Source organism: Bradyrhizobium sp. AUGA SZCCT0283 (assembly GCF_018130385.1).
GTDB lineage: Bacteria > Pseudomonadota > Alphaproteobacteria > Rhizobiales > Xanthobacteraceae > Bradyrhizobium.
In genome coordinates this window covers 146,612-171,312 of record NZ_JAFCLU010000017.1, presented here as the reverse complement: position 1 = coordinate 171,312, position 24,701 = coordinate 146,612, and the positions used below count along the sequence as shown (strand labels likewise).

Sequence of the window (24,701 nt, the reverse complement as noted above, 5' to 3'; positions counted from 1 at the left end):
CATCGTTGATCCTCCGGGTGGTTGGGTGGTCGCAAACTCAGCTTACCCCTGACCACCTGCCACCCCATAGGATCTACGAACGAACATAACTCGGCCTTCTCGCGGCGCTGGTCGCCCGAGGTTTGCATCCTCGTTTGCCCTCCATGAGATCAGAGGGCGCAGGGAAGACCGGGTGCTTGCTGCACCCGCGGTCTCGCGTGCGATTTGCGCTAAAGAAAATGCACACGAGCATACAGGGCAGCGGGAGCATTCCGGCCTTCCCTGCGCAATGGCTTTACGGCTTACTTCGTGCTCTTCCCGGAGAACGGCTCTTTTGCCTCCGTCGCCCTCGATAAGCTTCGCTTCTCTTGGACTTAACGCCAGCACCGCGGCGCCCGAACCACACGACTTCGCCGTACGCTTGAGCCACACACGTCAGTCGCAGCTCTCGCGTCCATCGCATCTCACCGCACGTTCGTGACGATGGCCAACGCCCCTCATCTGCCGCGAGACGGGCGGAGTTATGCCGATGATTTGCCCGAGAAGCTAAGCGGAATATTTTGCGGGAGGGGCTGGACCGGCTTTTGGGTGATTTGCCTTTCGGCACGTACAATATCTTGCGGTCGTCATTTCCGGAGCGAGCGAAGCACGAACTATGATGCGCAGTTGCGGATCGGAGAATGACGAGAAGAACAGGTTCATTCACATTGCGGTTACCCGGAGTCCGCCTGTTCCCGGCTGTCCTCCCGAACCGGCTTTCGTCTGGCGCCGTCGAACTCCTGTGCGAGCCATTCCGGCTTCGCCCCATAAAGGAATGGAGCGTACCGATGTCGATGAAGTTGATGTTGTCTGCGGCTGCCCTGGTCGCTCTCGGCGCGACCAGCGCCATGGCCGCGCCCGCTTTCGTGGCGTCCCCGTATTGCGATCAGGCGGTATCGCGGCAGGCCTGCGGAAATCATTTCGAATATCTGGAGCAGCTTCGCGCCCGCGCCCGCCGCGACACTTCGCTGAGCTACATGAAGAATCTCGATCCGCGCGAAAACCAGGCGCTGCGTGATGCAGGCGGCGGTGGTGGTGGTGGTGGTGGTGGTGGTGGCGGTGGCGGTGGTGGCGGTGGCGGTGGCGGTGGCGGCCGATAACCATTATCGATCTCGCGCCGCATGATGGCGGATTAGCAAAGATGTAGGGTGGGCAAAGGCGCAGTTGCGCCGTGCCCACCATTCCATCAGCAGCATTATCCTGGATGGTCGGCACGCTGCCGCCTGCGCTCGTTGAGCGACGGCGGATAAACCGCTCACGTCCTCATTCCTCAGCCGTTGATTCGATTCACCGGAATGTGACTGCTCCACGCATTTTCACGATGCAAATTAATGCACGAATGCGCGCAATTTGGTCTGGTGTTGGCGCTCACCAATACCTATCTCTCGATCAGGTAGGAAATTCGCCCCAAGGATAACTCCTAAAAAAGGAGCCATCTAATGGCGAATGTTCTAACCACTGGGGCCTGGATTTCTGCCCCGACCAAAAAACCCTCATTTTTCGTAAGATTGTTGCGCGCTCACGTTGAATCGAATCAGCGGCGGGCTGACCGCGTTGTCGAGGAGTACATCGCTACCCACGGGCTGCAAAAGCTGTCGGACGATGCCGAGCGTCAAATCAGTCGCTTGCTCGTCAAGGCGGGCTAATAGCCATGGTCACACTCATCATCATCCACGTAGCAACCAAGCTCGCTCGTTTTGGGAACGAGGTTCGTGAGACGTGGCGCGAAACGCAGCGCCTTCGTCGCACCCTTGCCGGCCCAATGGACGAGTAGCAAACGTAAGGGGTGGTCAAAGCGACTTGTCCGCCGTCGCTCAACGGGCGAAGGCGGAAGCGCGATCACCGTCCCGAGTGATGCGCGAGATGGTGGGCACGGCGCAGATGCGCCTTTGCCCACCCTGCGGCGATCCGCGACGCGCGCGCTCGCTTCAGTATCGCTCCACAATCTGCTCGAGCTTCCTGCTGAGCAACCAGGACAGGCCGAGAAACCCGACCAGCATCACGATGCCCAGGCCCGAAGAGGCATTGTTGATGGACGTCTCCGAGAACTGACCGAACGCATAGCCGGCCGAGACAACGGCGCCGGACCAAAGGCCGGCAGCTGCGAAGTTGAGCGCAAGGAATGTGGACCAGGGCAGCCGCGATATTCCGTAGGCAAACCCGGCAAGCCCGCGAATGCCATGCGGGAAACGATGAAACAGGATCATCCAGACATAGTGACGGTCCGTCAGGCGAACGACGGTCTGCACGGGGCGTTCGAACCGCGGAAAACGTTCGAGCAAGCGGGCGCCGTAGCGCCGACCGATCCAGAAGCGAATGACGTCGCCGGCGAAACTGCCGACCCAGCAGACCGCAATGAGCGTACCAAGATTCAGCGCACCCGAATGCGCCGCATAACCCGCGAACAGCGCCAGCAGCAGGCTATGCGAGGCCGCATAGGCAAACATGAAGCTGTGGGCCGCATCGCCGTGCTGCCGTATGAGGTCGAGGAACGAGGTCAGATCCGTCGGAAACAGCAATATAAGCCTACCCGCTCATGGAATGTTCCCCCCAAGATGAGTGGGTTCGGTCTGAACGCTAGCACCCCGCGGAAGGCCGCGGAAGCCGATAGGCAGGGGCTTACAGCCGCAGGCCTTGCACGCCGCTCGTGTTTGCGGGTGAGGCGACCCGTACAACGGGTCAGGACGCGTGCCCACTGGTCGAGCCCCATCGGTGCGGCTTGATCGATGTCCGTCATGCCCCGATAGCGACCAAATTCCGAGGCGCAGCGAAAATGACGCGAGGTGCCGAGAGCCGACATCGAGGGTTTGCCTCCGACGACTTCCTATGAAACCGATACCTGCCAATTCGAGTGGTAGCGATCAGATCTGCATTGCACTTCGTATGGAAGTTATTTGCCAGCCACGAAATAAAAGTCATGCCTTCCGGAAATCGAGCCGTAGCTGAAAGGCTTTTGCTTGCGACCGGTCGCTTCCATGACGTCGTCGCGAACGAAATCGAAGAGCCTGCGGACTTCGAGGCCTGGCGTAGGAAGATTTTTGACGAAGGCAGACGCGAACGGACTGTTAATCCCGTCACCGTCGAGCGCGGTCTCGCCATCCTTGGCGGCATAAACCACTAACGTTCCCGCCTCCGGCTCGACTGCGGCCAGACCTCGCGATACCGAACGGGACGCAACTGTTAGCGTACGCTTCATTTGGTTGGCGAATGGGTTGTCGCGGCAGGCATCGAGAATTACGAGGCGCAGTTTCTTGGCACGCTCCGCTGCATTTAGGACCTGTTCAAGCGGTACGGCTTCAAATCCAATATCGCGATCCGCCGCAATTTTGGCGTCGGTCGGAATGAGATAATTGATTCCGCCAACTTCCATACCATGTCCGGCATAATATACGACTGCCCAGTCCGCCGTTTCTGCACGGGCTGCGAAATCGCGCAGGACGCTAACCAAGGCGTCCTTTCGGAGATCGGTCAGCAAAGTAACTGCTTCAAACCCGGTGCGCTTTAAGACGTCGGCGACAAGGTTTGCGTCGCGCACAGGGTTCGGTAATGCGGCCACGTTTTGATAAGCAGAATTGCCAATGACAAGGGCGATGCGCCGATCATTATTCGACACCGGTGCAGTGGACGTAACAATGGCTGTAGCGGCGTTGGTTTTTTCGAGCAACGCCGCTGCAGGTTGCGGTGAAGGCAAGACGGCAAGTCGCTCTCGCGCCTTGTCCTGCGCCCATTTTGTGGCCTTTTGTCCCAATCCTAGCGTAGTATTGAAGTCAGATCGCGCTTTGGCGGAATCTGCGAGTTTCTCATAGGCCAGTCCACGATTGACGTACGCGTTCGCATACGTGGGATCCAGGTGTATCGCCTCGGTGTAGTCGGCAATGGCACGGGCCGTATCGCCTTTGTTGCCGTAGGCGTTCCCCCGGTTGTAGTACGCGTTCGCATTCTTGGGATCCAGTCGTGTCGCCTCAGTGTAGTCGGCAATGGCACGATCCGTGTTACCTTTGTTGCTGTAGGCGTTCCCCCGGTTGAAGTACGCGTTCGCATACGTGGGCTCCAGGCGTATCGCCTCGGTGTAGTCGGCAATGGCACGGTCCGTGTCGCCTTTGTTGCTGTAGGCGTTGCCCCGATTGTAGTACGCGTTCGCATACGTGGGATCCAGCCGTATCGCCGCGGTGTAGTCGGCAATGGCACGGTCCGTGTCGCCTTTGTTGCTGTAAGCGTTTCCCCGGTTGTAATACGCGTTCGCATACGTGGGATCTCGCCGCCCCGCGCTGGAGTTGATCGCACGCGTGCACGCAGCGATGGCGACTTCACCAGTTTCGCGGAAGCAGCGCGTCGTGTCATCTGCGGCTGCGGGGGCAGCGATGACAAGGATTGCAAAGCAAAACAATAATTTGCGAAGCATACGAAAGCCCCCATTACCGCAGCCTGGTCGGAACTAGCATTTGCGATGCAAACTTATCGAGGCAATTGGCCAGGCCTTGTGATCTAAATCACAAAGCCTAGCTCCAAGGACTGCGGGCGCGCCGAGCCGAAAGCATTTATAGGGCGCACGAACCACCAGCCGCCATGTGGCCTGTTTCGACCTTTGGCACCGAGCCGTAGGGCGGACAAAGCCACCGGGTCGCGCGAATGCGCGCCCGATGACAGGCTCCGCGTGCCCACGACCACCATCGAGCGTGAACAGGGTGGGCACGGCGCAGACGCGCCTTTGCCTACCCTGCAAATTTCGCAATGAGGCCCGACTACAAATCCACCACCACGTAATCGCTCTCGACCGAGACGGCGATGGTCTCGGCGATATAGGGCCCCTTCACCACCGCCGATCCCGGCTCGACATTGACCGGATAGGCCCGGGCGCGAAAGCGCTTGGGGTCGCAATAGGATTGGCCGGTGCGGATATCGAATTCCCAGCCGTGCCAGGGGCAGCGGATGATCTCGCCGAGTTTGGTGTATTCGATCTCGCCGGGATCGGAGGATTGCGCGAGCCCGATCAGCGGGCCCTCGCACAAGGCCGCGCCCTGATGCGGGCAGCGGTTCAACAGGCCGAAGAACTCGCCCTTGATGTTGAAGATCGCGATCGGCCGCTCGTCGATGGTGAGGAATTTTCGGGTGCCCGGCGGCAGCTCGTCCACCGGAGCAATGACGTGTCGAACCATCAAGATATCCCGTACAGCTTCTTCGCGTTGCCGAGATAGAACGCTTCGCGGTTGGCGTCGCTGACGCCGGCCGGCAACACGCGCGACGGTTCATCGAAATCCCAATGCGGATAATCCGTGGCGAACAACAGCTTGTCCCAGCCGATCCACTCGATCACCTGGAACAGATGGTCGCGGCGCTCCGGATCTTCCATCGGCTGCGTGGTCCACCAGATGTGGTCGCGGATATATTCCGACGGCTTGCGCTTGAGATACGGCACCTCGCTGTGCAGCCGCTCGAAATTCTTGTCCAGCCGCCAGCCAAGCGACGGCGCCCAGCCGAAGCCGGCCTCGATCATGACCATCTTCAGTTTGGGATAACGCTCGAACACACCTTCGAGCACGAGGCTCGCCAGCACGGTCTGCTGGCATTGCGCATGACCGACCATCTCCTCGATGTAGAAGCTCGGCCAGCCGGACGGGGTGAGCGGATTGCCACCGAAGCCGAAGGCGTGAACGCCGACCGGCAGGCCGATTTCCTGCGCCGCCTCGTAGATCGGCCAGTAGCGGCGCTGGCCGAGCGGCTCGACATTGCGCGAGAGCAGCAGCACCTGAACGAAGTTCTTGTCGCCGGCGCGCTTGCGGATTTCGGCGGCGGCGGAAGGGCCATCTTCATTGGCGACGACGATCGAGCCCTTCAGGCGGGAATCCTTAGCTGTCCATTTCTCGATCTGCCAGTCGTTGATCGCGGTGCAGATCGCGCCGGCCAGATCCTGGTTGCGCAGGCCCTGCCCGCTGGCAAGCGGATTGAGCACGCCGAGCGCGACGTTATAGGGATCGAGCAGCTGCTTCTGCATGAACGACAGCGAGGAGCCCTGCGGCCCGCCTTCCGGCGGCCAGGCGTCGCGGCGCGAGGCGTTGGGCTGCGCCTTCGGATAGGGCGGGCCTTCCATCATGCCGTGATAGGCCTGCTTGCCGTAGGCCTCGAGATGCGCGTGCCAGCGTTTTTCCAGGAAGGGGTACAGTTCATCCGGGGTGGCGCGCGCCGGATGAATGTCGCAATCGGCGATCGCGGTCTTGACGCCAACGGACGCTGACGGCTCGGGACGGAACTGCACGTTCATGGCGTCGTCTCCTTCACCGCCGCCTGACCGAGGCGGCTATAGGTCGCGCGCGGATTGTCGATCATGATCTTGCGAACAAGATCGGGCGACAACCCAGGCGGCAGCACCTCGTCGCCGTCGAATTGCCAGTGCGGATAGTCGGTGGAGAATAGGAGCAATTCGTCCGACTGCATATGGTCAAACAGGCGGTTCAGGGTTGCCGGATCCGGCGGTGCATCGACCGGTTGCAGCGAGAAACGGATGTTGCTGCGCACAATCTCCAGCGGCGCACGATCGACCCACGGGGTTTCCATCCGTATGCCGCGCCAGAACTTGTGCAGCCGCCACAAATAGGCCGGCAGCCAGGTGAAGCCACTTTCCAGCATCACCATCTTCAGATTTGGGTGGCGGGCGAACACGCCTTCCACGATCAGGCTGGTCAACTGGGTCTGGAACGCGGTGGCCTGCGCAACGTAATCCTCGATGTGGTAGGAGCCCCAGCCGACCGAGGTCGGCGGGTTGTGATAGGCGCTGCCGGCATGGATGCCGATGGCGAGGCCGAGCCGTTCGGCCGCCGCATAGATCGGCCAGTAAGCGCGTTTGCCCAGGGGCATGTCGCCCATCACCAGCATCAGCACCTGAACGAAGCGCTTGTCCTTGGCGCAGCGCTCGATCTCGGCGACGGATTTTTCGACGCTTTGCGTCGGGATCACGATCGAGCCGCCCAGCCGCGCATCCCTGTCGAGCCATTCCCTGGCCAGCCAGTCGTTCAGGGCGCGGCAGAACGCGTCCTGCATGTCTTCGGAGAACACCATCTGTACGCCGTACAGGGGATTGCAGATGCCGTAGCTCACCTGAAAGCGGTCCAGCGCCTGTTTCTGCAGGTCGGCGAGGTCTGAACCCGGCTTGCCCTGCGCTGGCCGCCAGTCTGGCCGCGACGAGATCGGCGAATTGGTCGGATAGGATTGCGAGACCAGATCGGTCATGCCGCGCGTCGTCACCTGGTCGCGCCAATAGTCGTTCATGTAGGGCAACAGGCTGGTCAGATGAGGAACGGCGGGATGCAGATCGCAATCCACGCCGCCGGGAAGCGGCGACGTCATGGTGTTTCCTCTTCGGCCCGCTTGGGCGCGGTCGTTTGAGGTATTCAATCAGGGCGGCCGGCGCGCCGCAACTCGGCAAATGTGGACCTCCTGTGCTAGGAAGACATGACTGGCGGCAATTCCGGGGAGTTGAGATGAAAGAGCTCGTGACGATAGCCGAAAAGATTGCCACTCAACTGGTCGCGCGGAAACAGACGATTGCAGTTGCGGAATCCTCAACCGGCGGCCTGATCTCGGCGGCGCTGCTGTCGGTGCCGGGCGCATCGGCCTACTTCCTCGGCGGCGCCGTGGTCTATACGCGCGACGCGCGGCGGCTGCTGATGGACATTCCGGACGAGGCGATGAAGGGCATCCGCTCGGCGTCGGAGCCCTACGCAAATCTGCTGGCAAGCCAGGTCCGGCAGCGCTTTTCGACCGACTGGGGACTTTCGGAAACCGGCGCGACGGGTCCGACCGGCAACCGCTACGGCGACGCAGCGGGCCATTGCTGCACGGCGGTGGCAGGTCCGCAAAACGAAGTGTTCACGCTGGAGACCGAGAGTGCCGACCGGCAGGCCAACATGCAGGCGTTCGCGAAGACGGCGTTGAATCTGCTGCTGGAGAATTTGTCGAAGTGAGGAAGAATCCGTAGGGGGGGCAAAGGCGCGCTTGCGCCGTGCCCACCATTTCGATCCGCAGAAGGAATGGTGGGCACGCTGCGCTTTGCCCATTCTACGATCTTTGCCCACGCTACGATTGTCACCGCAGGCTTATCGAGGATCGCATCCATGCAACAGCCGTTCGACCGCGCAGCAGAAGACCTCGGCAACTCGATCCATTTCGAGCATGTCAACGTCACCATTCCCGATCAGCGGCTGGCGACGCTGTTCTATATTGCAGGCCTCGGGCTGACCCGCGATCCCTATCTGATGGTGTCGGACACCAACATGTGGGTCAATGTCGGCAAGAGCCAGTTTCATCTGCCTGACGGCGCGCCGCAGGTGCTGCGCGGCCACGCCGGCATCGTCATCGCCGGCCGCGAGGCGCTGCTGGAGCGGCTGGCGGCGGTCGCCAAGAAGCTGGAAGGAACGTCGTTCGCGTTCACCGAGCACAACGACCATGTCGAGGCGATCTGCCCCTGGGGCAACCGCCTCCGCTGCTATGAGCCGGACGCCACACGCTTCGGGCGCATCACGCTCGGCATTCCCTATGTCGAGTTCGACGTGCCGGCAGGCACCGCGAAAGCGATTTCCGCCTTCTATCCCGCGATCATGGGAATGCAGGCCGAATTTCTGAACGGCGACGCCGCTGTGGCGCGGGTCAAGGTCGGCAAGGACCAGTATCTGCAGTTTCGCGAGACCGACCGACGGCTGCCGGAATTCGACGGTCATCACGTGCAGATCTACATCACGGATTTCTCAGGTCCCTACCATCGCCTGCGGGAGCGCGGCCTGATCTCGCAGGAAGACAACCAGTATCAATACCGCTTTCGCGACATCATCGACCTCGACGGCGGCAGGCACCTGTTCACCGTCGAGCACGAGGTCCGCAGCGCCACGCACCCGATGTTCATGCGGCCGCTGGTCAACCGCAACCCGGCCGAAACCAACCGCACCTACGCGCAGGGCCATGAGGAATGGGCTTGGGCGATGGGGCCGGATGAATACGACAGAAGGTAGATAGTGCTCCACTCCGAACCTCGCGGTGAAGCGTGTTCGGCAGCGGGTCCACATCCGTCGAGACGTCGCTTTGCGGAATATTTAAGTACTCTTCATCAGGCGCCGATAATAATGCCGGCGCCTGATGTCCCAGACTTGACCAGAGCTGACTGACGGGCAAACGAATGGTCGTCCTAAGATGCGTCAACTTTTTCGGATAATCGTTCTGCTCGTTTTTGCACTGTCCTTTGCTTTCTTGACCGTGTTCTTTGCGTACGTGGCCACGCTTCTGGCCTCGTATGTTTTTCGATTTAGCTTTATCGACGATCCGGCCGCCGCCACGTGGCTCTATGGATCAATGGCCGTTTTCGCGCCAATCTCATTGGCGTTCCTGACTTTCCTCGGGGTCAAACTAATGAGAGGCGAGCTATAGCCGGTCTCGTGGATCAGGTCGGCTTCTGGCACTTTTCGGACCTCGCGCAAGGAGTCCGACTTGAGTCCGGAATGCGCGCCAAAGCGGACGTTCGCCATCTATGGGTTCACACCCTGACCCGCGGGGACACAACACCCCTCATGGTGAGGGGCCGCGAAGCGGCGTCTCGATGGATGTGGCCGCGGTCACGCGCCCACCACCTCACCTCTCCCTGAACGAGCGCATCAGCTGGTCGCTGAACGGTTTCAGCAAATAGGAGAACATGGTGCGGTCGCCGGTCTGGACGAAGGCTTCGACCGGCATGCCCGGGATAATCTTGACGTCGTGGCCGAGGCGGGCGACTTCGGCTGGCGGCAGTGAAACGCGGATGGTGTAGTAGCTCTGGCCCGTGCGCTGGTCGGTGGTGACGTCGGCGGAGACGCGGGTGACGACGCCGTTCAATTCCGGCGTGGTGCGCTGGTTGAAGGCGGATAGCCTGAGCAGCGTCTTCTGGCCGATCTGCAGCTTGTCGATGTCCTGCGGATTGACCTTGGCCTCGACCGAAAGATCGTCGGCCCGCGGCACCACCATCATGATGGCGTCGCCGGCGGTGATCACGCCGCCCACGGTGTGCACCGTCGACTGCAGCACGACGCCGTCCTGCGGCGCGCGGATGTCGATGCGGCGCAATTGATCCTCGGCGGTGACCTTGCGCTCGACGAACTCGCCGATCTTGTCGTTGGTCTCGCGCAGATCCTTGGAGACCTCGCTGACCACGTCCTTGTCGACCTGGATGATCTGCAGCTCGGTTTCGGTGATCTTGCCCCTCGCCTGCGCCCGCGCGGCGATGTATTGCGCACGCTCGCCCGACAGCCGGGCGAGATCGCGCTCCAGCACCGTCAGGCGCGAGATCTGGATCAGGCGCTGTTCGTAGAGCTGGCGGACGCCGACCAGTTCCTTCTCGACCAGCGCGACTTCCTTTTCCTTGGCCTGTTCCTGCGCCGTGAGGCCTGCGATTTCCTCGTTGAGCTGCAACACCCGCTCGCGCAATTGCGATTTTTGCCCGGCGCGTCCGAATACGCGAACCTCGAACAGTTTCGTCTCGCTCGCCAGGATATCCCGCACATCGGGATCGTCGGCGCGATCAGTCAGCATCGACGGGAACTTGATCTTGTCGAGGCCGCGCTGCTCGGCTTCCAGTCGCGCCGCGCGTGCCCACAATCCGTTCAGCGTCTTGACGACGATGGCCAGGCTCGCCTTGACCACGGTCTCGTCGAGCCGCACCACGATGTCGCCGGCCTTGACGATATCGCCGTCGCGCACCCTGACCTCGCCAACCACGCCGCCGGTCGGGTGCTGCACCTTCTTGACGTTGGAATCGACTACCACCGAACCCGGCGCGATCAGCGCGCCCGAAATCTGCACGGTCGAGGCCCAACCGCCGAACCCACCGGCAAGCACCAGCATCAGCGAGAGGCCGACGATCAGATGCCCGCGTATCGAGCGGCGCGCGCCTTTCAGCTCGGTGGTCATGATTTTTTCGCAGCTCCGGCTTCGGACACGATCTTGATCGGCGTCGGCGGCGCAACGCGCTGCAGCACCTGGCCGAGCACGGTTTCCTTCGGACCGAACGCCTGCATGCGGCCGTCCTTCAATACCAGCAATTGATCGACGGCCTCGATGCCGATCGGCCGATGCGCCACCACGATCACGATGGCGCCGCGCTCGCGCGCGCCGCGCACTGCCCGCGTCAGCGCCTCGTCGCCCTCGCTGTCGAGGTTGGAGTTCGGCTCATCGAGCACGATCAGGAACGGATTGCCGTAAAGCGCGCGCGCCAGCGCCACGCGCTGGGCTTGCCCTGCCGAAAGCGCCGTGCCCTGCTCGCCGATCTGGGTGTCGTAACCCTCGCGCATCTTGATGATCATCTCATGCACGCCCGCTTCCTTGGCGGCGGCGATGATCGCGTCCGACTTTGCTTCGGGATCGAAGCGGCAGATGTTCTGCGCCACGGTGCCGGCGAACAATTCGACGTCCTGCGGCAGATAGCCGATGTGGCGGCCGAGCACGTCCGACGACCATTGGTCGAGCGCCGCGCCGTCGAGCCGCACCTTGCCGCGGGCCGGCATCCAGACGCCGACCAGCGCGCGCACCAGCGACGACTTGCCCGAACCGCTCGGACCGATGACGCCGACGCCGGTGCCGGCCTCGACGGCGAAGTTCACGTCCTGCACGATGACGCGCTGATCGCCCGGCGGCACGATGCTGACGGCCTCGACCGACAGCCGTTTCGAAGGCGCCTGCAACAGCGTCTGTTCATTCGCCGCCGGCATTTGCTGCAGAAGCTTGGCCAGGCGATGCCAGCTCTGGCGCGCGGCGACAAAACCCTTCCAGTGGGCGATGGCGAGATCGACCGGCGCCAGCGCGCGCGCGCTAAGGATCGAGCCCGCGATGATGATGCCGGCGGTGGCTTCCTGGTGGATCACGAGATAGGCGCCGACCGCGAGCACCGCCGATTGCAGCATCATGCGCAGCACCTTGGCGACCGCGCCCAGGCCGCCGGCGATGTCGCTGGCGCGCTGATTGCCCGCCAGATAGGTCTCGTTCGCTTCGCCCCAGCGCTTGCTCAGACGTCCGGACATGCCCATCGCGACCAGCACTTCGGCGTTGCGCCGGCTGGTGGCGGCGAGGTCATTGCGCCGCGCCGCCAGCGTCATCGCCTCCTTCGCCGGCGTGCGCGACAGGAACTCGGTGATCAGCGTCAGCGTCACCAGAATGATGGCACCCGCCAAAGCGGTGACGCCGAGCAGCCAGTGAAACGCAAAGCAGATCGCCAGATAGAACGGCAGCCACGGCAGATCGAAGAACGCGCCCGGCCCCATGCTGCCGAGAAACGACCTGACATTGTCGAGATCGCGCAAGGGCTGCAGGCCCTCGTTGCGGCTGCCGACCAGCAGCGGCAGGCGCACCACGGTTTCGAACACGCGCGTATTGATCGCTTCATCGAGTGCGGTGCCGATGCGGCCGAGAATCCGCCCGCGGATCAGATCGAGGCCGCCCTGGGCGATGTAGAGGCCGCCGGCCAGAATGACGAGGCCGACCAGGGTCGGCACGCTGCGGCTCGGCAGCACGCGGTCGTAGACCTCCAGCATGAAGATCGAGCCGGTCAGGTACAAAAGATTGATCATGCAACTCATGACGCCGACGCCGATAAAGGCGTTGCGACAGGCGCGCAGCGCTTCACCGAGCTCGGAACGCCGGACGGGAGCGGCTGCCATTTATGCGTATCTCTTCAAAAGGATAAGGTACGTGCAGGTTTTAGCGGTGTTTTCAGGCACCGTCTATTTATGTCACGTTAACCTGCATCCAGTTCATCCCCATGAAGCGGGGAAAGACGGAAGTCGCGCCTTTGGGCAGCTAATTTGATGCCGGCGCCAGCCCCGCGGCGGGTTCGGGCTTCGTTTTGTGCGGAAACGGCACCAGAATCACCGACATCGAGACCCGGCCGATCTCGCCGTGGATATCGAGCAGGACGCCGCTTCCGACGCCCAACCCGCCCGCCGCCCGCCATTTGGCCTCTGCGCGAACGCCAACCCATCGGCCTTCCGGCTGGCGGAACAATTGAACCGTCAGATTGGGGTTCGGATCCGCCACCACATCATGGAACGGCCGGGCGATGCCATGGGTCCAGTCCGCCGGTCCCAGCACCGAGGACAGCGGCACCTTCGACAGGGGTCCGGCGCCGTCGATGATCGCCTGGTTCATGCGAAACCAGGCGACGCCGTCGCCCGCGCGGGCCTCCATGGCATCCATGAACCAGGTCCGGCCATGTGCCGCCTGCCTTGTGCGGATCGGAAACCGGGTGGGATCGGCGGCGTCGCTTGTGGGCTCGGCAAAGCCGGGCACCTCCACGGCGCGTTCGCGCGACAGCGTCACCCGCACGGTGGCGCAGGGCTGTTCCTCGCCGTCGGGCCAGAGCGTGTTGTCGATTACACTGACGCGGCCGCCCTCGGTCACGACAGACAGTCCGGTCCGTAAAACCGTCATCGGTGTCGGCCGCAGGAACCAGGCCGACGACGTGATCGCCGTGCCCCATTGCCGCTCGCCCGCCAGCGCCTCGACTTCCGCCGTCAACAGGCTTGCGACCGCGCCGCCCTGCAGGCCGGCGAAGGGGCCAGCGGCAAGTGCCGTGGGTTGCCAGCGATTGGGGCCGGCGGGCTCGAAGATGGCCAAGGTTGCGGTATCCCGAGATGAAGAATGCTGAACGTTAGGCTATGCTGTCGGAAACCAAAGCCCGTTACAAAAGGGATTTTCTCACCTCAGATGAATATTATTCAACTCTCGGCGACCCCGCCCCCGCCGCTGCGCGCGATCCCGCCCTTGACCGCCTTGCTGGCGTTTGAGCGCGCCGCTTCGCAACTGAGCTTTCGCCGCGCGGCGCGTGACCTTTCGCTCAGCCCGTCGGCGATCAGCCATCAGATCCGGGGGCTGGAAGAGCAGTTCGGCGTCAAACTGTTCGTGCGCGGCGCGCGTTCGGTGCGGCTGACGGCCGATGGCGAACGCTATTTTGCAAAAATCTCGGCCGCGCTGGCGGCGTTACAGGACGCCAGCCGCGACATGCTGCGGCATCGCCGCGATGCGCACGCCGAACTCTGGATCAGCTCGCTGCCGTTCTTCACCTCGGCCGTACTGATCCCTGCCCTGCCGGAGTTCAAGCGGCGCAATCCCGCGCTTACGCTGCGCATCGAGGCCACGCATCAATATGCCGACTTCAGCGCCTCGCGCGTCGACGTCGCGATCCGCTATGGCCGCGAGCATTCCACGGGACTGAAATTCGAACCGCTGGTCACAGTGAAGGGTTTGCCGGTCTGCGCGCCCGCGCTGGTCAAGGGCGCATTGCGGAAGCCGGAAGATTTGGCGGGCGAGGTGCTGATTCATCTCACGACGCAACCGCGCGCGTGGCCGGCCTGGCTCAAGGAGGCCGGCCTCTCGCATCTCACTCCACGCGGGCACCTGTGGCTCGACAGCGTGCCGGCGATGCTGGAGGCCGCCGAACAGGGACTTGGCGTCACCTTGGGAATGTCGCCGCTGATCAAGGCGCGGCCGGGCTTTGGCAAAAAGCTGATCGCGCCCTTTGCGTTCGAGGCCACGCATAACGAGACGATCTACCTTGTCTCCCGCACCGAGCAGGCGCGCGACCGCCGGATCGCTGCCGTCCGGCGGTGGATCGTGGAGGCGGTTGGCCGCGCGAAATAGCGCTCGCTACAGCCGCCCGCCGGTCCGCACCAGCCGCACGATCAGCAGCAGGATGACGGCGCCGATGGTGGAATAGACGATCTCGGACACCAGCCCGGTGCCGATACGAATGCCGAGCTTGGGAAACAGCAGGCTCGCAAGCAGCGCGCCGGCGATGCCGACGAGGATGTCGCCGATGATGCCAAAGCCGGTGCCGTGCACGATCTTGCCGGCGAGCCAGCCGGCCACCAGGCCGACGAAGAGAATGACGAGAATGCCTTCGTTGGAAATCTGCATTTGAGGTCCCCCCGGGGTTCGCGGCGCAGGCCGGACGGCAGCCTATCCCATCCTTGTCCGATGTGACGAGCCGCAATCCGCGCACCGCCCAACGACGCCCGCGAAGTGAAACTTTTTTACGTCACATGCGTTAGGTCGGCATGAAGCAAGGCGATATTTGGTATGTGACCTTTGGTCCGGACAAGGCGGACGAGACGGCGGAGAGCATGGCCCGCTCGACCCGCACCTTCAAATCGGAAATCGACGCCAAGCTGTTTGCGATGCAGATATTGTCCAAGGGCTGGACCGCGAGCGCGGGTACGCTCAATCCCCATCAGCCGAAGCAGGTCGTGGGACCGGCGCAGATCGAACGCTGGGCCGATCCGGGATTGGGCGGTTGAAATTCGATCTCGTCATGGCCGGGGCTTGGCGTTCAGCCCGGCCATCCACGTCTTAGGCAGACAAGAAGACGTGGATGCCCGGCACAAGGCCGGGCATGACGAACCAGACAACACCTGTCCCGATATCTGTTAGATCGCACCAACCGCCGTAGCCGGCTCCGCCAACACGCAGCGCGCGGTTCGATCTGACGACACCTGCACATTGGGCGGCAGGCGCTCGCTGCAGCGCGGCTGCGCCACCGCGCAGCGCGGCGCGAACGAACAATTTGCAGGCACCTTGTCGAGCGAGGGCGGCGTCCCCGGGATGGTCTCCAGCCGCTGGCCTCTTTTCGCCCCATGGACGGTCGAAGCCAGCAAGCCCTTGGCATAGGGATGAACCGGCGAGCGGACGATGTCGCGCAGGCGGCCCTGCTCCACGATCTGGCCGGCATACATGACAGCGACGCGGTCGCAGATTTCGATGGCGACGCCGATATCGTGGGTCACGAAAATCACCGACATGCCGAACTCGCGCTGCAATTCGCGCAACAGCAGCAGGATCTGGATCTGCACGGTGGCGTCCAGCGCCGTCGTGGGCTCGTCGGCCAGCAGGATTTTTGGCTTGCAGGCCAGCGCCAGCGCGATCATCGCGCGTTGCCGCATGCCGCCACTCATTTCGTGCGGATAGGCCTCGAGACGACGTTTGGCGGAGGGAATGCGCACCACCTCCAGCATTTCCAGCGCGCGCGCCGTCGCCTCCTTCTGGCTCTTGCCTTCGTGGCGCATCACGCTTTCCGCGATCTGGTGGCCGATCGTGTAGACGGGATCGAGCGCCAGCGCGGGTTCCTGAAAAATCATGGAGACGGTCTGGCCGCGAAACGCCGAAAGCTGTTCCTCGTTCATCGCCAGCACGTCGCGGCCCAGAACCTTCACTGTCCCCGAAATCTGCGTCCGCTTCTTCGGCAATAGCCGCATCAGCGCGCGCAAGCTCACGCTCTTGCCGGAGCCGGATTCGCCGAGCAGGCCGAGCACCTCGCCCTCACCGAGCGCAAGCGAGATGTCGTTGACGGCATGAACCGTGCGTTCGCCGGTGAAGCGGATGTTGAGGTCGCGGATTTCGACGAGGTTAGTCATGCCAACTTGGGTACCTTTTGGTGATAGTCCGTGGCGCGCTGGAACGCCGCGCCGATCCGCACCAGCATTGCTTCATCGAACGAGCGGCCGATCAGCTGCATGCCGACCGGCAGACCGGTCCTGGTGAAGCCTGCGGGAATCGATAGCGACGGCAGGCCGAGATAGTTGATCGGCCGGGTGAAGCGCGTGATCCGCTGGATCACGGCCTCCGCATCGAGGCTGTTGCCGACATCGCTCTCGGCAATGGTCGCCGCCGGCATCGGCGCGACCGGCGCGATCACGGCATCGGTGCCGGTGACCGCCGCGAGGTAGGCCGCGAGCGCGGGACCGCGCCAGCGCATCGCTTCGAGATAGGTCACGGCGGGAATCGCGAGCCCGTTCTGCAGCCGCATCAACACCTGCGCGCCGTAATCCTGCGGACGCTCGATCATCCAGCGCTTGTGGAAGGCGGCGGCTTCGGTGGCGAGCACGATCTGGCAGGCGGCAGTGAGCTGGCGCTGATCCGGCAGTTCGAGCTTGACGATCTCGGCGCCCTCTTTTTTCAGGGTGGCAATGGTTTCGTCCAGCACACGCGCCACCTCGGAGTCGAGATCGTCGACATAGAAGGCGGTCGGCACGCCGATCTTCAGGCCCTTGAGCGACCCTGTGGTCGCGGCCATGTAGTTCGGCACCGGGAGCGTGGAGGCGGTGGGATCCTCGGGGTCGGCACCCGCCATCAGGCCTACGAGCAGCGCACAGTCTTCGACCGTTTGCGCCAGCGGCCCCACCGTATCGAGCGATTGCGACAACGGCATCGCGCCGGCACGGCTGATCAGGCCGACGGTGGTCTTGAAGCCGGTGACGCCGCAGAAATGCGCGGGCATCCGGATCGAGCCGCCGGTATCGGAGCCGAGCGCCGCAAAGGTGAGCCGAGCGGCGACCGCTGAGCCTGAGCCGGACGAGGAGCCGCCGGTGATGTGATCGACATTCCAGGGGTTACGAACCGCGCCGTAATGGACGTTGTGACCGGTCGGGCCGTAGGCGAACTCGACCATCTGCAGCGAGCCGAGCCTGACAGAGCCGGCGTCCTTCAACCGCTGCAATGCAGTGGAGGTTGTCGTCGCCACGAAATCTCGGCGGATTTTCGAGCCGCAGGTCACGACCTTGCCGGCGTCGTAATACATGTCCTTGTGCGCCATCGGCACGCCGTGCAGCGGGCCGAGATTCTTGCCCTTGGCGAGTGCCGCGTCGGCGGCATCGGCGGCGGCGAGTGCCTCCTCCGCCTCGATCGCCATGAAGGCGTTGACGCGCGGCTGCCATTGCGCGATCCGGTCGAGACAGGATTGCGTGACCTCGCGCGAGGAGAGCTTCTTGCAGGCGATCGCTTTCGCAACCGCCACCAGCGACATCAAGGCCGGTTCGCCGCTCATTTTAACACCTTCGCGCGCTGCACCAAAAGAAAGCTCGCAGGCTCAAGATCCATCGGCAGTGTGCCGCTGACCGGCGCAAAACCATCGAAGGCCGGGCCGATGGAATTGGCGATGCGCGCGGAAACTTCCGAATCCTGCGGCACACCGGCGATTTCGGTCATTACCTTGACCTGTTTTGGATCGGGTCTTGTCATGCGGTGTTAGCTCCCTTGTCGTTTTGTTTGGCCGGTGCGCGGCTGTGCCCGGAGCCGGCAATGGCCATATAGCACGCCGCCTGATGGCCGATTGTATCGACATCGCTGAGTTTTGGCGTCGCATTTGCGCAGAGCGGCTCCGCAAACGGACAGCGGGTGTGAAACCGGCAACCGGGCGGCGGGTCGATCGGATTGGGCGGATCGCCCGAAATCGGCGGCGTCTCGGTGCGGTTATCAGGATCGGACGACGGCATCGCCGCCAAGAGCGCGCGCGTATAGGGATGCGCCGGCGCATCCCAAACCTTGTCAACCGGGCCGAGTTCGACCACCTCGCCGAGATACATCACCAGCACGCGGTCCGAGATGTAGCGCACCACGTTGAGGTCGTGACTGATGAACAGATAGGTCAGGCCGAATTCGCGCTTGAGATCAGCCAGCAGGTTGAGCACCTGGGCTTCGACCGATTTGTCCAGCGCCGAGACGGCTTCATCAAGGATCACGAGCCGCGGCGACAGCGCCAGCGCACGCGCGATGTTGACGCGCTGGCGCTGGCCGCCGGAAATCTCGTGCGGGTAGCGGTTGGCAAAAGTTTCGGGCCGCAAGCCCACCTTGCCGAGCAGCTCGCGCGCCAGCGCGCGCGCGACGGCATCCGCCATGCCGTGAACCTTTGGACCGAACGCGATCGATTCCTCAATCGTCAGACGCGGGTTGAGCGAGGCGTAGCTGTCCTGAAACACCATCTGCATGCCGCGGCGCAGTTCACGCAGCGACAGCGCGCGGCCGACCTGCATGCCATCATAGACGATATCGCCGGCATCGCGCTTCATCAGGTGCATCAACAATCGCGCGGTGGTCGACTTGCCGCAGCCGGATTCGCCGACGATGCCGACCGTTTCGCCCTTGGCGATGGAGAAGGAAACATTATCGACCGCGCGCACGGTTTTGCGAGGGCTGAACAGATCGCCCCGCACCGGGAAATGTTTGGTGAGGCCGGTGACCTGCAACAGCGGCTGCGCCGCGCCGCCGACGTCCTCGACCGGCTCCAGCAATTCGACTGACGGGCTCGTCTCACTCATCGCGTCAGTTCCTGATGTCCATGGCGCTGCGCATGCCGTCGCTCAACAAATTGAAGCAGATCGACACCGCAAAGATCATGACGCCCGGCAGCGCCGCCACCCATGGGTTGACATAGATCGCGGTGCGCAGCGTGTTCAGCATCAAGCCCCATTCCGGCTCCGGCGGTTTGGTACCGAGGCCAAGGAAGGACAGGCCAGCGGCGAGGATCATCGACACCGAGATCAGCCCGGTGGCGTAGACGAAGATCGGTCCGAGCACGTTGCCGAGCATATGGACGCGCATGATGGTGAAGGGGCCGGCGCCGGACGCACGCGCGGCCTCGACGAAATCCATGTTGCGCACGCCCGTGGTGACGCTTTCCGCGACGCGGGTAATCTGCGGCACGAACACGATCGTCAGCGACACGATGGAGTTGACAATGCCCGCCCCCAGCGCGCCGGAGATCGCAATCGCCAGCAGCACTGACGGAAAGGCATAGAACACGTCGATGGTGCGCATGATCGCCGTATTGAGCTTGCCGCCGACATAGCCCGCGACGAGTCCGAGCGAGGTGCCGATCACGAAGGCGAAGATGACAGGCAAAATGCCGATGATCAGCGACAGCCGGCCGCCGTAGATCAGCCGCGCCAGCATGTCGCGGCCGAGCTCGTCGGTGCCGAGCGGATAGTTCGGCGTGCCGATGTGGCGAAGCCTGCGGATCATCGAGCCCTGGTAGGGATCGGCTAAGCCCAGCCACGGCGCGCACAGCGCCGAAAGGAAAATCAGCGCCAGCACGAAGGCGCAGACCATGCTGACCTTGTCGCGCGCGATACGGCGGCCGACGGTTGCCCAATAGCCGCGCGCCTTGGTGGCGGGCGCAGCTTGCAGGGCGGTATCCGACATCACGGTCATTTGCAGGTTCTCATTGGATCAGCCCCGCTTGATGCGCGGATCGATCGCGGCCTGCGCGATATCGACCAGGAGATTGAGGGCCACGAAGAACAGCGCCAGCACCAGGATCGTGCCCTGCAGCAGCGGCAGGTCGCGCTGGAAGATCGCGGAATTGAGCAGCAGGCCGGAGCCCGGCCATGAGAACACGGTCTCGATCAGGATCGAGCCGCCGAGCATGTAACCGAGCTGCAGGCCCATCACCGCGAGCGCGGTCGGCGCGGCGTTCTTGATGACGTGTTTGAACACGTCCGTCTCGCGCAGCCCCTTGGCACGCAGCGCCTCGACGAAATCCTGCGAGAGGATATCACCGGTCAAGGCGCGCACCGTGCGGGTGACGATGCCCATCGGGATCACCGAGGTCGTGATCGCCGGCAGGATCAGATATTTCATGTGCTCCCAGTCCCAGCCCCAGGCGCCGGAACCGCCGGGGCCGGCGCCGACGGCCGGCAGCCAGTTGAGCTGCACCGAGAAGATGATGACCATCACCATGCCGAGCCAGTAATGCGGCACCGAGACGCCGGCGATCGCGATCGAGGTCGCGACCTTGTCGATCCAGGTGTCGCGGAAATAGCCGGCGATCAGGCCGAACAATAGCCCGAGCGTGAAGCCGATCAGGGCTGCGGCGATGGCAAGCGTGACGGTGTTGCCGACCGCGCGCAGCACTTCCGACAGCACCGGGCGGCCGGTCGCGATCGAACTGCCGAGATCGCCATGGAGCGCCCGCCATAGCCAGAGCCCGAACTGGACCGGCAGCGGACGATCAAAGCCGTAAGCCGTGCGCAGTTGCGCGGCGAGCTCCTGCGACGCATCCGCCGGCAACACGGCAACCAGCGGATCGCCGGGCGTGATGTGCACCAGCAGGAAACACACCAGCGCCACGCTGATCACGATCGGGATGACGTAGACGATACGTCGGGCAATGTAAGCAAACACGAGTCACTTTTTCTTCTTCCTTCTCCCCTTGTGGGAGAAGGTGGCGCGCACTCATGCGCGCCGGATGAGGGGTCTCTACCCGCGGAGATGGAAGTGCATGATGAAGGATCTCTATCCGCGGAGAGAACCCCTCACCCGTCTTCGATGCTGCGCATCGAAGCCACCCTCTCCCACAAGGGGAGAGGGTCAGCAAGCATCACGCTCTCCGCGTCACGGCGCCATCGACACCGGCGAGAAGTCGACGAACCAGCTCTTCGGCTGCACAAAGCCCTTCACCTTCGGGCTCATGGCGCGCGGCGAGACGTCGTGGGCGACGTAGAGGAACGCCGCATCGTCCACCGAGGCCGCATGCAATTCGGCCAGCGCCGCGTCGCGCGCCGCGGGGTCGAAGGTCTGGCGGGCCTTCGTCACCAGCTCATCGAACTTGGGATTGTTGATGAAGCCCCAATTGTTCGAGACCGGAGGGGCCATCGACGACTGCAGGAAGCGCACCAGGGCGAAGAACGGATCCATCGCCGCATAAGTCACGTTGGTAGCGTTGGCGCCGTTGGCGGTCGGGTCCTTGGCGCCGCGGCGCCAGTTGGTGAACAGCGTATTCCACTCGATGACGTCGAGCTGGACGTCGAAGTAGCATTCGCCCAGCGCCTGCTGCAGATATTCGTTCATCGGCAACGGCTGCATCTGGCCCGAGCCCGAGGCCGAAGTCTGGGTCTTCACCGTCAGCTTCTTGCTCGGTCCATATCCCGCTTCCTGCATCAGCTTCTGCGCGGCGGCCTTGTCATACTTGATCTCAAACGTTGGCTTGCCACGCCAGGGATGGCCGGGCTCGAAGGTGCCGGTGGCGGGCACCATCAGGCCGGCGAGCAGGCCATCCTTGAGGCCTTCGCGATCGATACAGAGATTGGCCGCCTTGCGGACACGGATGTCGTTCCAGGGCGAGCCTTCGACGCGCGAGAACTGCCAGGGCCAGACGTGCGGCGATTCGTTGGCCTGAAGCTGGAAGCCGCGCTGCTTGATCTCCTTGACCGCATCCGGCGCCGGCGCCTCGACCCAGTCGACCTGACCGGAGAGCAATGCGGCGGTGCGGGCGTTGGCCTCCGGCATCGGCAGCAGCACCATCTTGTCGACCTTGGGCACGCGCGCCTTGTCCCAATAGCCTTCGTTCTTGACCAGTTCGAGCCGCTCGCGCGGCGTGAACTGCGACATCTTCCAGGGGCCGGTGCCCGAGGCGTCCTTGGCAAACGCCGCCCAGGCCGCCTGCGATTTTGCCTTGGCGTCGGCGCCTTCAGCCTTCTCATAAAACGCCTGCCACTTCGAAGGGCTCGCCATGAACAGATTGGTCAGGTTGATCGGCAGGAAACTGTCGGGTTCCTTGGTGGTCAGTTCCACCGTCATGTCGTCGATCTTGCGGGCGGAGGCCAATGTCGGCATGCGCGAGGCGGTGACGCCGACCTGGCTGGCGTCGAATTGCGGCGCGTCCTGCTTCAGCACTTTTTCGACGTTCCAGACCACGGCGTCCGCGTTGAACGGCGAGCCGTCATGGAATTTGACGCCGGGACGCAGCTTGAAGGTCCACTTCTTCTTGTCGGCCTCGTCGACCTTCCATTCGGTCGCGAGCCCGGGGATCATCACGCTCGGCTTGTCGGCCGAGGACAGGTCCCACATCGTCAGCGCGTCGTACATGGTGAGGCCGGTGAAGCGGTTACCCTCAAAGCCCTGATCGGGCTGGCCGAGCGTGCGCGGAATATCGGCCGCGGTCATGCCGATCCGCAGCACCGTTTCGGCGCTGGCGAGTTGCGGCAATCCGACCACCAGCGCCGTCGCCAGCAGCCACGCGGTGGCCGTCTTCTTCGATTTTTCGTTACGCATATGCAGCAATTCCTTCTCGACTTGGGTGACTAATTCTTATGCAACTGTATGCAACGCCTGTGCCAAGGAAGGCGCTTATCTGGGGGCGATTAGCCGCACAACTCTCAGTGAGTGCGCATGCAAGCGCGCTTTCCATGCTCCATCTGGCACCAAGCTTGCATTTTTCAACTCCAAACCCCGCCCGAAGGAGCTTAATTCATGCGCACCCGAAATTCGATGCTTCTTGCTGCCGCGGCAATGGCCCTCGGCTTGGCTCTTGGCTTGCCTACAATTTCGGCGCAGGCGGAGACCGTTGTGCGCTACGGCATTTCGATGGCGGACATCCCGCTGACCACCGGCCAGCCGGACCGCGGCGCCGGCGCCTACCAGTTCTCGGCCTACACGATCTACGATCCCTTGGTCGCCTGGGAGATGGACGTGTCCGACCGGCCGGGGAAACTGGTGCCGGGCTTAGCCACCGAGTGGAAAGTCGATGACAGCGACAAGAAGAAATGGCGCTTTGCCTTGCGCAAGGGCGTCAAGTTTCACGACGGCAGCGAATTCAATGCCGATGCAGTGATCTGGAATCTCGACAAGGTGCTCAATGACAAGGCACCGCAGTTCGACAAGCGCCAAAGCGCGCAGGTCAAAACCCGCCTGCCTTCAGTGGCCAGCTACGCCAAGATCGACGATTCGACCATCGAGATCACGACCAAGGCGGTCGATTCCTTCTTTCCCTACCAGATGCTGTGGTTCCTGGTCTCCAGCCCCGCGCAATATGAAAAGCTCGGCAAGGACTGGGACAAGTTCGCCAGCCAGCCCTCCGGCACCGGACCTTTCAAGCTCACAAAACTGGTGCCGCGCGAACTCGCCGAACTGACGAAGAACGCCGATTATTGGGACAGCAAGCGGATTCCGAAGGCCGACAAGATCGTGCTGATTCCGATGCCGGAAGCGCTGACGCGCACCAATGCGCTCCTGGCCGGCCAGGTCGATCTGATCGAGACGCCGGCGCCGGACGCGGTGCCGCAGCTCAAATCCGCCGGCATGAAGATCGTCGACAACGTCACGCCGCATGTCTGGAATTATCATTTGAGCGTGCTGCCCGGTTCGCCCTGGACCGACATCCGCCTGCGCAAGGCGCTCAATCTTGCGATCGACCGCGAGGCCGTGGTCGGACTGATGAACGGTCTAGCAAAACCCGCCAAGGGCCAGGTCGACCCCTCGAGTCCCTGGTTCGGCAAGCCCACGTTCGAGCTGAAGTATGATGTCGCGGCGGCGAAGAAGCTGGTGCAGGAAGCGGGCTATTCGAAGGAGAAGCCGCTAAAGACGACCTTCATTATCGCCCAGGGCGGCACCGGGCAGATGCTGTCGCTGCCAATGAACGAATTCCTGCAACAGAGTTTTAAGGAAATCGGCATCGAGATCGACTTCAAGGTGGTCGAGCTCGAGACTCTCTATACCGCGTGGCGCAAGGGCGCGGCCGACGAGATGAACGCCGGCATCACCTCCAACAACATCGCCTATGTCACCTCAGATCCGCTCTATGCGATCGTCCGCTTCTTCCACTCCGGCCAGATCGCGCCGGTCGGCGTCAACTGGGGCGGCTACAAGAATCCCAAGGTCGACGCTCTGATCGATGAGGCCAAGCAGACCTTCGATGTCGCCAGGCAGGACGAACTATTGGCGCAGGCGCATGCGCTGATCGTCGACGACGCCACGCTGGTTTGGGTGGTGCACGACACCAACCCGCACGCGCTGTCGCCCAAGGTGAAGAAGTTCGTGCAGGCGCAGCACTGGTTCCAGGATCTGACGACGATCGGGCTGGAGTGAAGGAATTGTAGCAAGGGTGGGCAAAGGCGCGTCAGCGCCGTGCCCAC

23 protein-coding genes are annotated in these 24,701 nt (G+C 62.9%); 7 read left to right on the top strand and 16 right to left on the bottom strand.

The features are described from left to right. Positions 1-806 precede the first annotated feature (806 nt). Together JQ624_RS23220 and JQ624_RS23215 are read left to right on the top strand one after the other, a co-directional pair. A complete protein-coding gene (locus JQ624_RS23220; protein ID WP_212421226.1) occupies positions 807-1,118 on the top strand; it encodes a hypothetical protein in 312 nt (103 codons plus the stop codon). 339 nt (positions 1,119-1,457) lie between these two features. Then, the gene (locus tag JQ624_RS23215) at positions 1,458-1,664 is read left to right on the top strand and encodes a hypothetical protein (RefSeq protein WP_212421225.1); all 207 of its coding nucleotides are present in this window, start codon (positions 1,458-1,460) and stop codon (positions 1,662-1,664) included. Positions 1,665-1,946: 282 nt separating this feature from the next. On the opposite strand, the gene JQ624_RS23210 is transcribed toward JQ624_RS23215, so the two are convergent. The 5 genes from JQ624_RS23210 to JQ624_RS23190 form a co-directional block, all read right to left on the bottom strand. After that, positions 1,947-2,537, bottom strand: coding sequence for a DedA family protein (locus tag JQ624_RS23210; protein ID WP_212421224.1), 591 nt, complete (start codon positions 2,535-2,537; stop codon positions 1,947-1,949). A gap of 371 nt (positions 2,538-2,908) precedes the next feature. Further along, positions 2,909-4,420: a tetratricopeptide repeat protein gene (locus tag JQ624_RS23205; protein ID WP_212421223.1), complete on the bottom strand. Its 1,512-nt coding sequence runs from the start codon at positions 4,418-4,420 to the stop codon at positions 2,909-2,911. A 340-nt stretch (positions 4,421-4,760) separates the two neighbouring features. After that, on the bottom strand, positions 4,761-5,174 hold the full coding sequence (locus JQ624_RS23200; protein WP_212421222.1) for a Rieske (2Fe-2S) protein: 414 nt from the start codon (positions 5,172-5,174) through the stop codon (positions 4,761-4,763). Then, complete coding sequence (locus JQ624_RS23195) at positions 5,174-6,277, bottom strand: amidohydrolase family protein (RefSeq protein ID WP_212421221.1); 1,104 nt, start codon at positions 6,275-6,277, stop codon at positions 5,174-5,176. Before JQ624_RS23195 ends, JQ624_RS23200 begins: the two co-directional genes overlap by 1 nt. Continuing rightward, positions 6,274-7,359 (bottom strand): amidohydrolase family protein, encoded by a 1,086-nt coding sequence (locus JQ624_RS23190; protein ID WP_212421220.1) that lies wholly within the window; start codon positions 7,357-7,359, stop codon positions 6,274-6,276. Before JQ624_RS23190 ends, JQ624_RS23195 begins: the two co-directional genes overlap by 4 nt. A gap of 134 nt (positions 7,360-7,493) precedes the next feature. On the opposite strand from JQ624_RS23190, the gene JQ624_RS23185 reads away from it, so the two are divergent. Together JQ624_RS23185 and JQ624_RS23180 are read left to right on the top strand one after the other, a co-directional pair. Continuing rightward, positions 7,494-7,976, top strand: a complete 483-nt coding sequence (locus JQ624_RS23185; protein WP_212421219.1) for a CinA family protein — start codon at positions 7,494-7,496, stop codon at positions 7,974-7,976. Positions 7,977-8,126: 150 nt separating this feature from the next. Then, positions 8,127-9,017 (top strand): hypothetical protein, encoded by an 891-nt coding sequence (locus tag JQ624_RS23180; protein ID WP_212421218.1) that lies wholly within the window; start codon positions 8,127-8,129, stop codon positions 9,015-9,017. 613 nt (positions 9,018-9,630) lie between these two features. On the opposite strand, the gene JQ624_RS23175 is transcribed toward JQ624_RS23180, so the two are convergent. From JQ624_RS23175 to JQ624_RS23165, 3 genes are all read right to left on the bottom strand, one after another. Continuing rightward, positions 9,631-10,941 (bottom strand): HlyD family type I secretion periplasmic adaptor subunit, encoded by a 1,311-nt coding sequence (locus JQ624_RS23175; RefSeq protein ID WP_212421217.1) that lies wholly within the window; start codon positions 10,939-10,941, stop codon positions 9,631-9,633. After that, positions 10,938-12,683, bottom strand: coding sequence for a type I secretion system permease/ATPase (locus JQ624_RS23170; protein ID WP_212421216.1), 1,746 nt, complete (start codon positions 12,681-12,683; stop codon positions 10,938-10,940). The genes JQ624_RS23175 and JQ624_RS23170 overlap by 4 nt, the downstream gene beginning before the upstream one ends. A gap of 139 nt (positions 12,684-12,822) precedes the next feature. Next, entirely contained in the window at positions 12,823-13,638 is an 816-nt protein-coding gene (locus JQ624_RS23165) for a thioesterase family protein (RefSeq protein WP_212421215.1), read from the bottom strand. A 90-nt stretch (positions 13,639-13,728) separates the two neighbouring features. Between JQ624_RS23165 and JQ624_RS23160 the strand changes: the two genes are divergently transcribed. After that, a complete protein-coding gene (locus JQ624_RS23160) occupies positions 13,729-14,661 on the top strand; it encodes a LysR substrate-binding domain-containing protein (protein ID WP_212421214.1) in 933 nt (310 codons plus the stop codon). 6 nt (positions 14,662-14,667) lie between these two features. On the opposite strand, the gene JQ624_RS23155 is transcribed toward JQ624_RS23160, so the two are convergent. Further along, positions 14,668-14,937, bottom strand: a complete 270-nt coding sequence (locus JQ624_RS23155; protein WP_212421213.1) for a GlsB/YeaQ/YmgE family stress response membrane protein — start codon at positions 14,935-14,937, stop codon at positions 14,668-14,670. Between the two features lie 140 nt (positions 14,938-15,077). Between JQ624_RS23155 and JQ624_RS23150 the strand changes: the two genes are divergently transcribed. Continuing rightward, positions 15,078-15,317: a hypothetical protein gene (locus JQ624_RS23150; protein WP_212421212.1), complete on the top strand. Its 240-nt coding sequence runs from the start codon at positions 15,078-15,080 to the stop codon at positions 15,315-15,317. A gap of 129 nt (positions 15,318-15,446) precedes the next feature. On the opposite strand, the gene JQ624_RS23145 is transcribed toward JQ624_RS23150, so the two are convergent. From JQ624_RS23145 to JQ624_RS23115, 7 genes are all read right to left on the bottom strand, one after another. Continuing rightward, positions 15,447-16,430: an ABC transporter ATP-binding protein gene (locus JQ624_RS23145; protein WP_212421211.1), complete on the bottom strand. Its 984-nt coding sequence runs from the start codon at positions 16,428-16,430 to the stop codon at positions 15,447-15,449. Continuing rightward, positions 16,427-17,839, bottom strand: a complete 1,413-nt coding sequence (locus JQ624_RS23140; RefSeq protein WP_212421210.1) for an amidase — start codon at positions 17,837-17,839, stop codon at positions 16,427-16,429. Before JQ624_RS23140 ends, JQ624_RS23145 begins: the two co-directional genes overlap by 4 nt. Continuing rightward, on the bottom strand, positions 17,836-18,033 hold the full coding sequence (locus JQ624_RS23135; protein WP_212421209.1) for a hypothetical protein: 198 nt from the start codon (positions 18,031-18,033) through the stop codon (positions 17,836-17,838). The genes JQ624_RS23140 and JQ624_RS23135 overlap by 4 nt, the downstream gene beginning before the upstream one ends. Further along, complete coding sequence (locus tag JQ624_RS23130; protein WP_212421208.1) at positions 18,030-19,109, bottom strand: ABC transporter ATP-binding protein; 1,080 nt, start codon at positions 19,107-19,109, stop codon at positions 18,030-18,032. Before JQ624_RS23130 ends, JQ624_RS23135 begins: the two co-directional genes overlap by 4 nt. Positions 19,110-19,113: 4 nt before the next feature. Then, positions 19,114-19,992: an ABC transporter permease gene (locus JQ624_RS23125; RefSeq protein ID WP_409334364.1), complete on the bottom strand. Its 879-nt coding sequence runs from the start codon at positions 19,990-19,992 to the stop codon at positions 19,114-19,116. A 27-nt stretch (positions 19,993-20,019) separates the two neighbouring features. Next, positions 20,020-20,973: an ABC transporter permease gene (locus JQ624_RS23120; RefSeq protein ID WP_212421206.1), complete on the bottom strand. Its 954-nt coding sequence runs from the start codon at positions 20,971-20,973 to the stop codon at positions 20,020-20,022. Positions 20,974-21,183: 210 nt separating this feature from the next. After that, complete coding sequence (locus tag JQ624_RS23115; RefSeq protein WP_212421205.1) at positions 21,184-22,842, bottom strand: ABC transporter substrate-binding protein; 1,659 nt, start codon at positions 22,840-22,842, stop codon at positions 21,184-21,186. A 198-nt stretch (positions 22,843-23,040) separates the two neighbouring features. Here JQ624_RS23115 and JQ624_RS23110 point away from each other — a divergent pair, with 198 nt between their 5' ends. Further along, on the top strand, positions 23,041-24,654 hold the full coding sequence (locus tag JQ624_RS23110) for an ABC transporter substrate-binding protein (RefSeq protein ID WP_212421204.1): 1,614 nt from the start codon (positions 23,041-23,043) through the stop codon (positions 24,652-24,654). Positions 24,655-24,701: the final 47 nt, after the last annotated feature.

Bases quoted from the DNA above. Each gene is read 5' to 3' on its own strand.
- JQ624_RS23115 (WP_212421205.1), bottom strand. From the start codon at position 22,842: ATGCGTAACGAAAAATCGAAGAAGACGGCCACCGCGTGGCTGCTGGCG.
- JQ624_RS23110 (WP_212421204.1), top strand. From the start codon at position 23,041: ATGCGCACCCGAAATTCGATGCTTCTTGCTGCCGCGGCAATGGCCCTC.
- JQ624_RS23155 (WP_212421213.1), bottom strand. From the start codon at position 14,937: ATGCAGATTTCCAACGAAGGCATTCTCGTCATTCTCTTCGTCGGCCTG.
- JQ624_RS23175 (WP_212421217.1), bottom strand. From the start codon at position 10,941: ATGACCACCGAGCTGAAAGGCGCGCGCCGCTCGATACGCGGGCATCTG.
- JQ624_RS23145 (WP_212421211.1), bottom strand. From the start codon at position 16,430: ATGACTAACCTCGTCGAAATCCGCGACCTCAACATCCGCTTCACCGGC.
- JQ624_RS23185 (WP_212421219.1), top strand. From the start codon at position 7,494: ATGAAAGAGCTCGTGACGATAGCCGAAAAGATTGCCACTCAACTGGTC.
- JQ624_RS23180 (WP_212421218.1), top strand. From the start codon at position 8,127: ATGCAACAGCCGTTCGACCGCGCAGCAGAAGACCTCGGCAACTCGATC.
- JQ624_RS23190 (WP_212421220.1), bottom strand. From the start codon at position 7,359: ATGACGTCGCCGCTTCCCGGCGGCGTGGATTGCGATCTGCATCCCGCC.
- JQ624_RS23125 (WP_409334364.1), bottom strand. From the start codon at position 19,992: ATGTCGGATACCGCCCTGCAAGCTGCGCCCGCCACCAAGGCGCGCGGC.
- JQ624_RS23200 (WP_212421222.1), bottom strand. From the start codon at position 5,174: ATGGTTCGACACGTCATTGCTCCGGTGGACGAGCTGCCGCCGGGCACC.
- JQ624_RS23150 (WP_212421212.1), top strand. From the start codon at position 15,078: ATGAAGCAAGGCGATATTTGGTATGTGACCTTTGGTCCGGACAAGGCG.
- JQ624_RS23195 (WP_212421221.1), bottom strand. From the start codon at position 6,277: ATGAACGTGCAGTTCCGTCCCGAGCCGTCAGCGTCCGTTGGCGTCAAG.
- JQ624_RS23140 (WP_212421210.1), bottom strand. From the start codon at position 17,839: ATGAGCGGCGAACCGGCCTTGATGTCGCTGGTGGCGGTTGCGAAAGCG.
- JQ624_RS23130 (WP_212421208.1), bottom strand. From the start codon at position 19,109: ATGAGTGAGACGAGCCCGTCAGTCGAATTGCTGGAGCCGGTCGAGGAC.
- JQ624_RS23160 (WP_212421214.1), top strand. From the start codon at position 13,729: ATGAATATTATTCAACTCTCGGCGACCCCGCCCCCGCCGCTGCGCGCG.
- JQ624_RS23215 (WP_212421225.1), top strand. From the start codon at position 1,458: ATGGCGAATGTTCTAACCACTGGGGCCTGGATTTCTGCCCCGACCAAA.
- JQ624_RS23220 (WP_212421226.1), top strand. From the start codon at position 807: ATGTCGATGAAGTTGATGTTGTCTGCGGCTGCCCTGGTCGCTCTCGGC.
- JQ624_RS23170 (WP_212421216.1), bottom strand. From the start codon at position 12,683: ATGGCAGCCGCTCCCGTCCGGCGTTCCGAGCTCGGTGAAGCGCTGCGC.
- JQ624_RS23135 (WP_212421209.1), bottom strand. From the start codon at position 18,033: ATGACAAGACCCGATCCAAAACAGGTCAAGGTAATGACCGAAATCGCC.
- JQ624_RS23205 (WP_212421223.1), bottom strand. From the start codon at position 4,420: ATGCTTCGCAAATTATTGTTTTGCTTTGCAATCCTTGTCATCGCTGCC.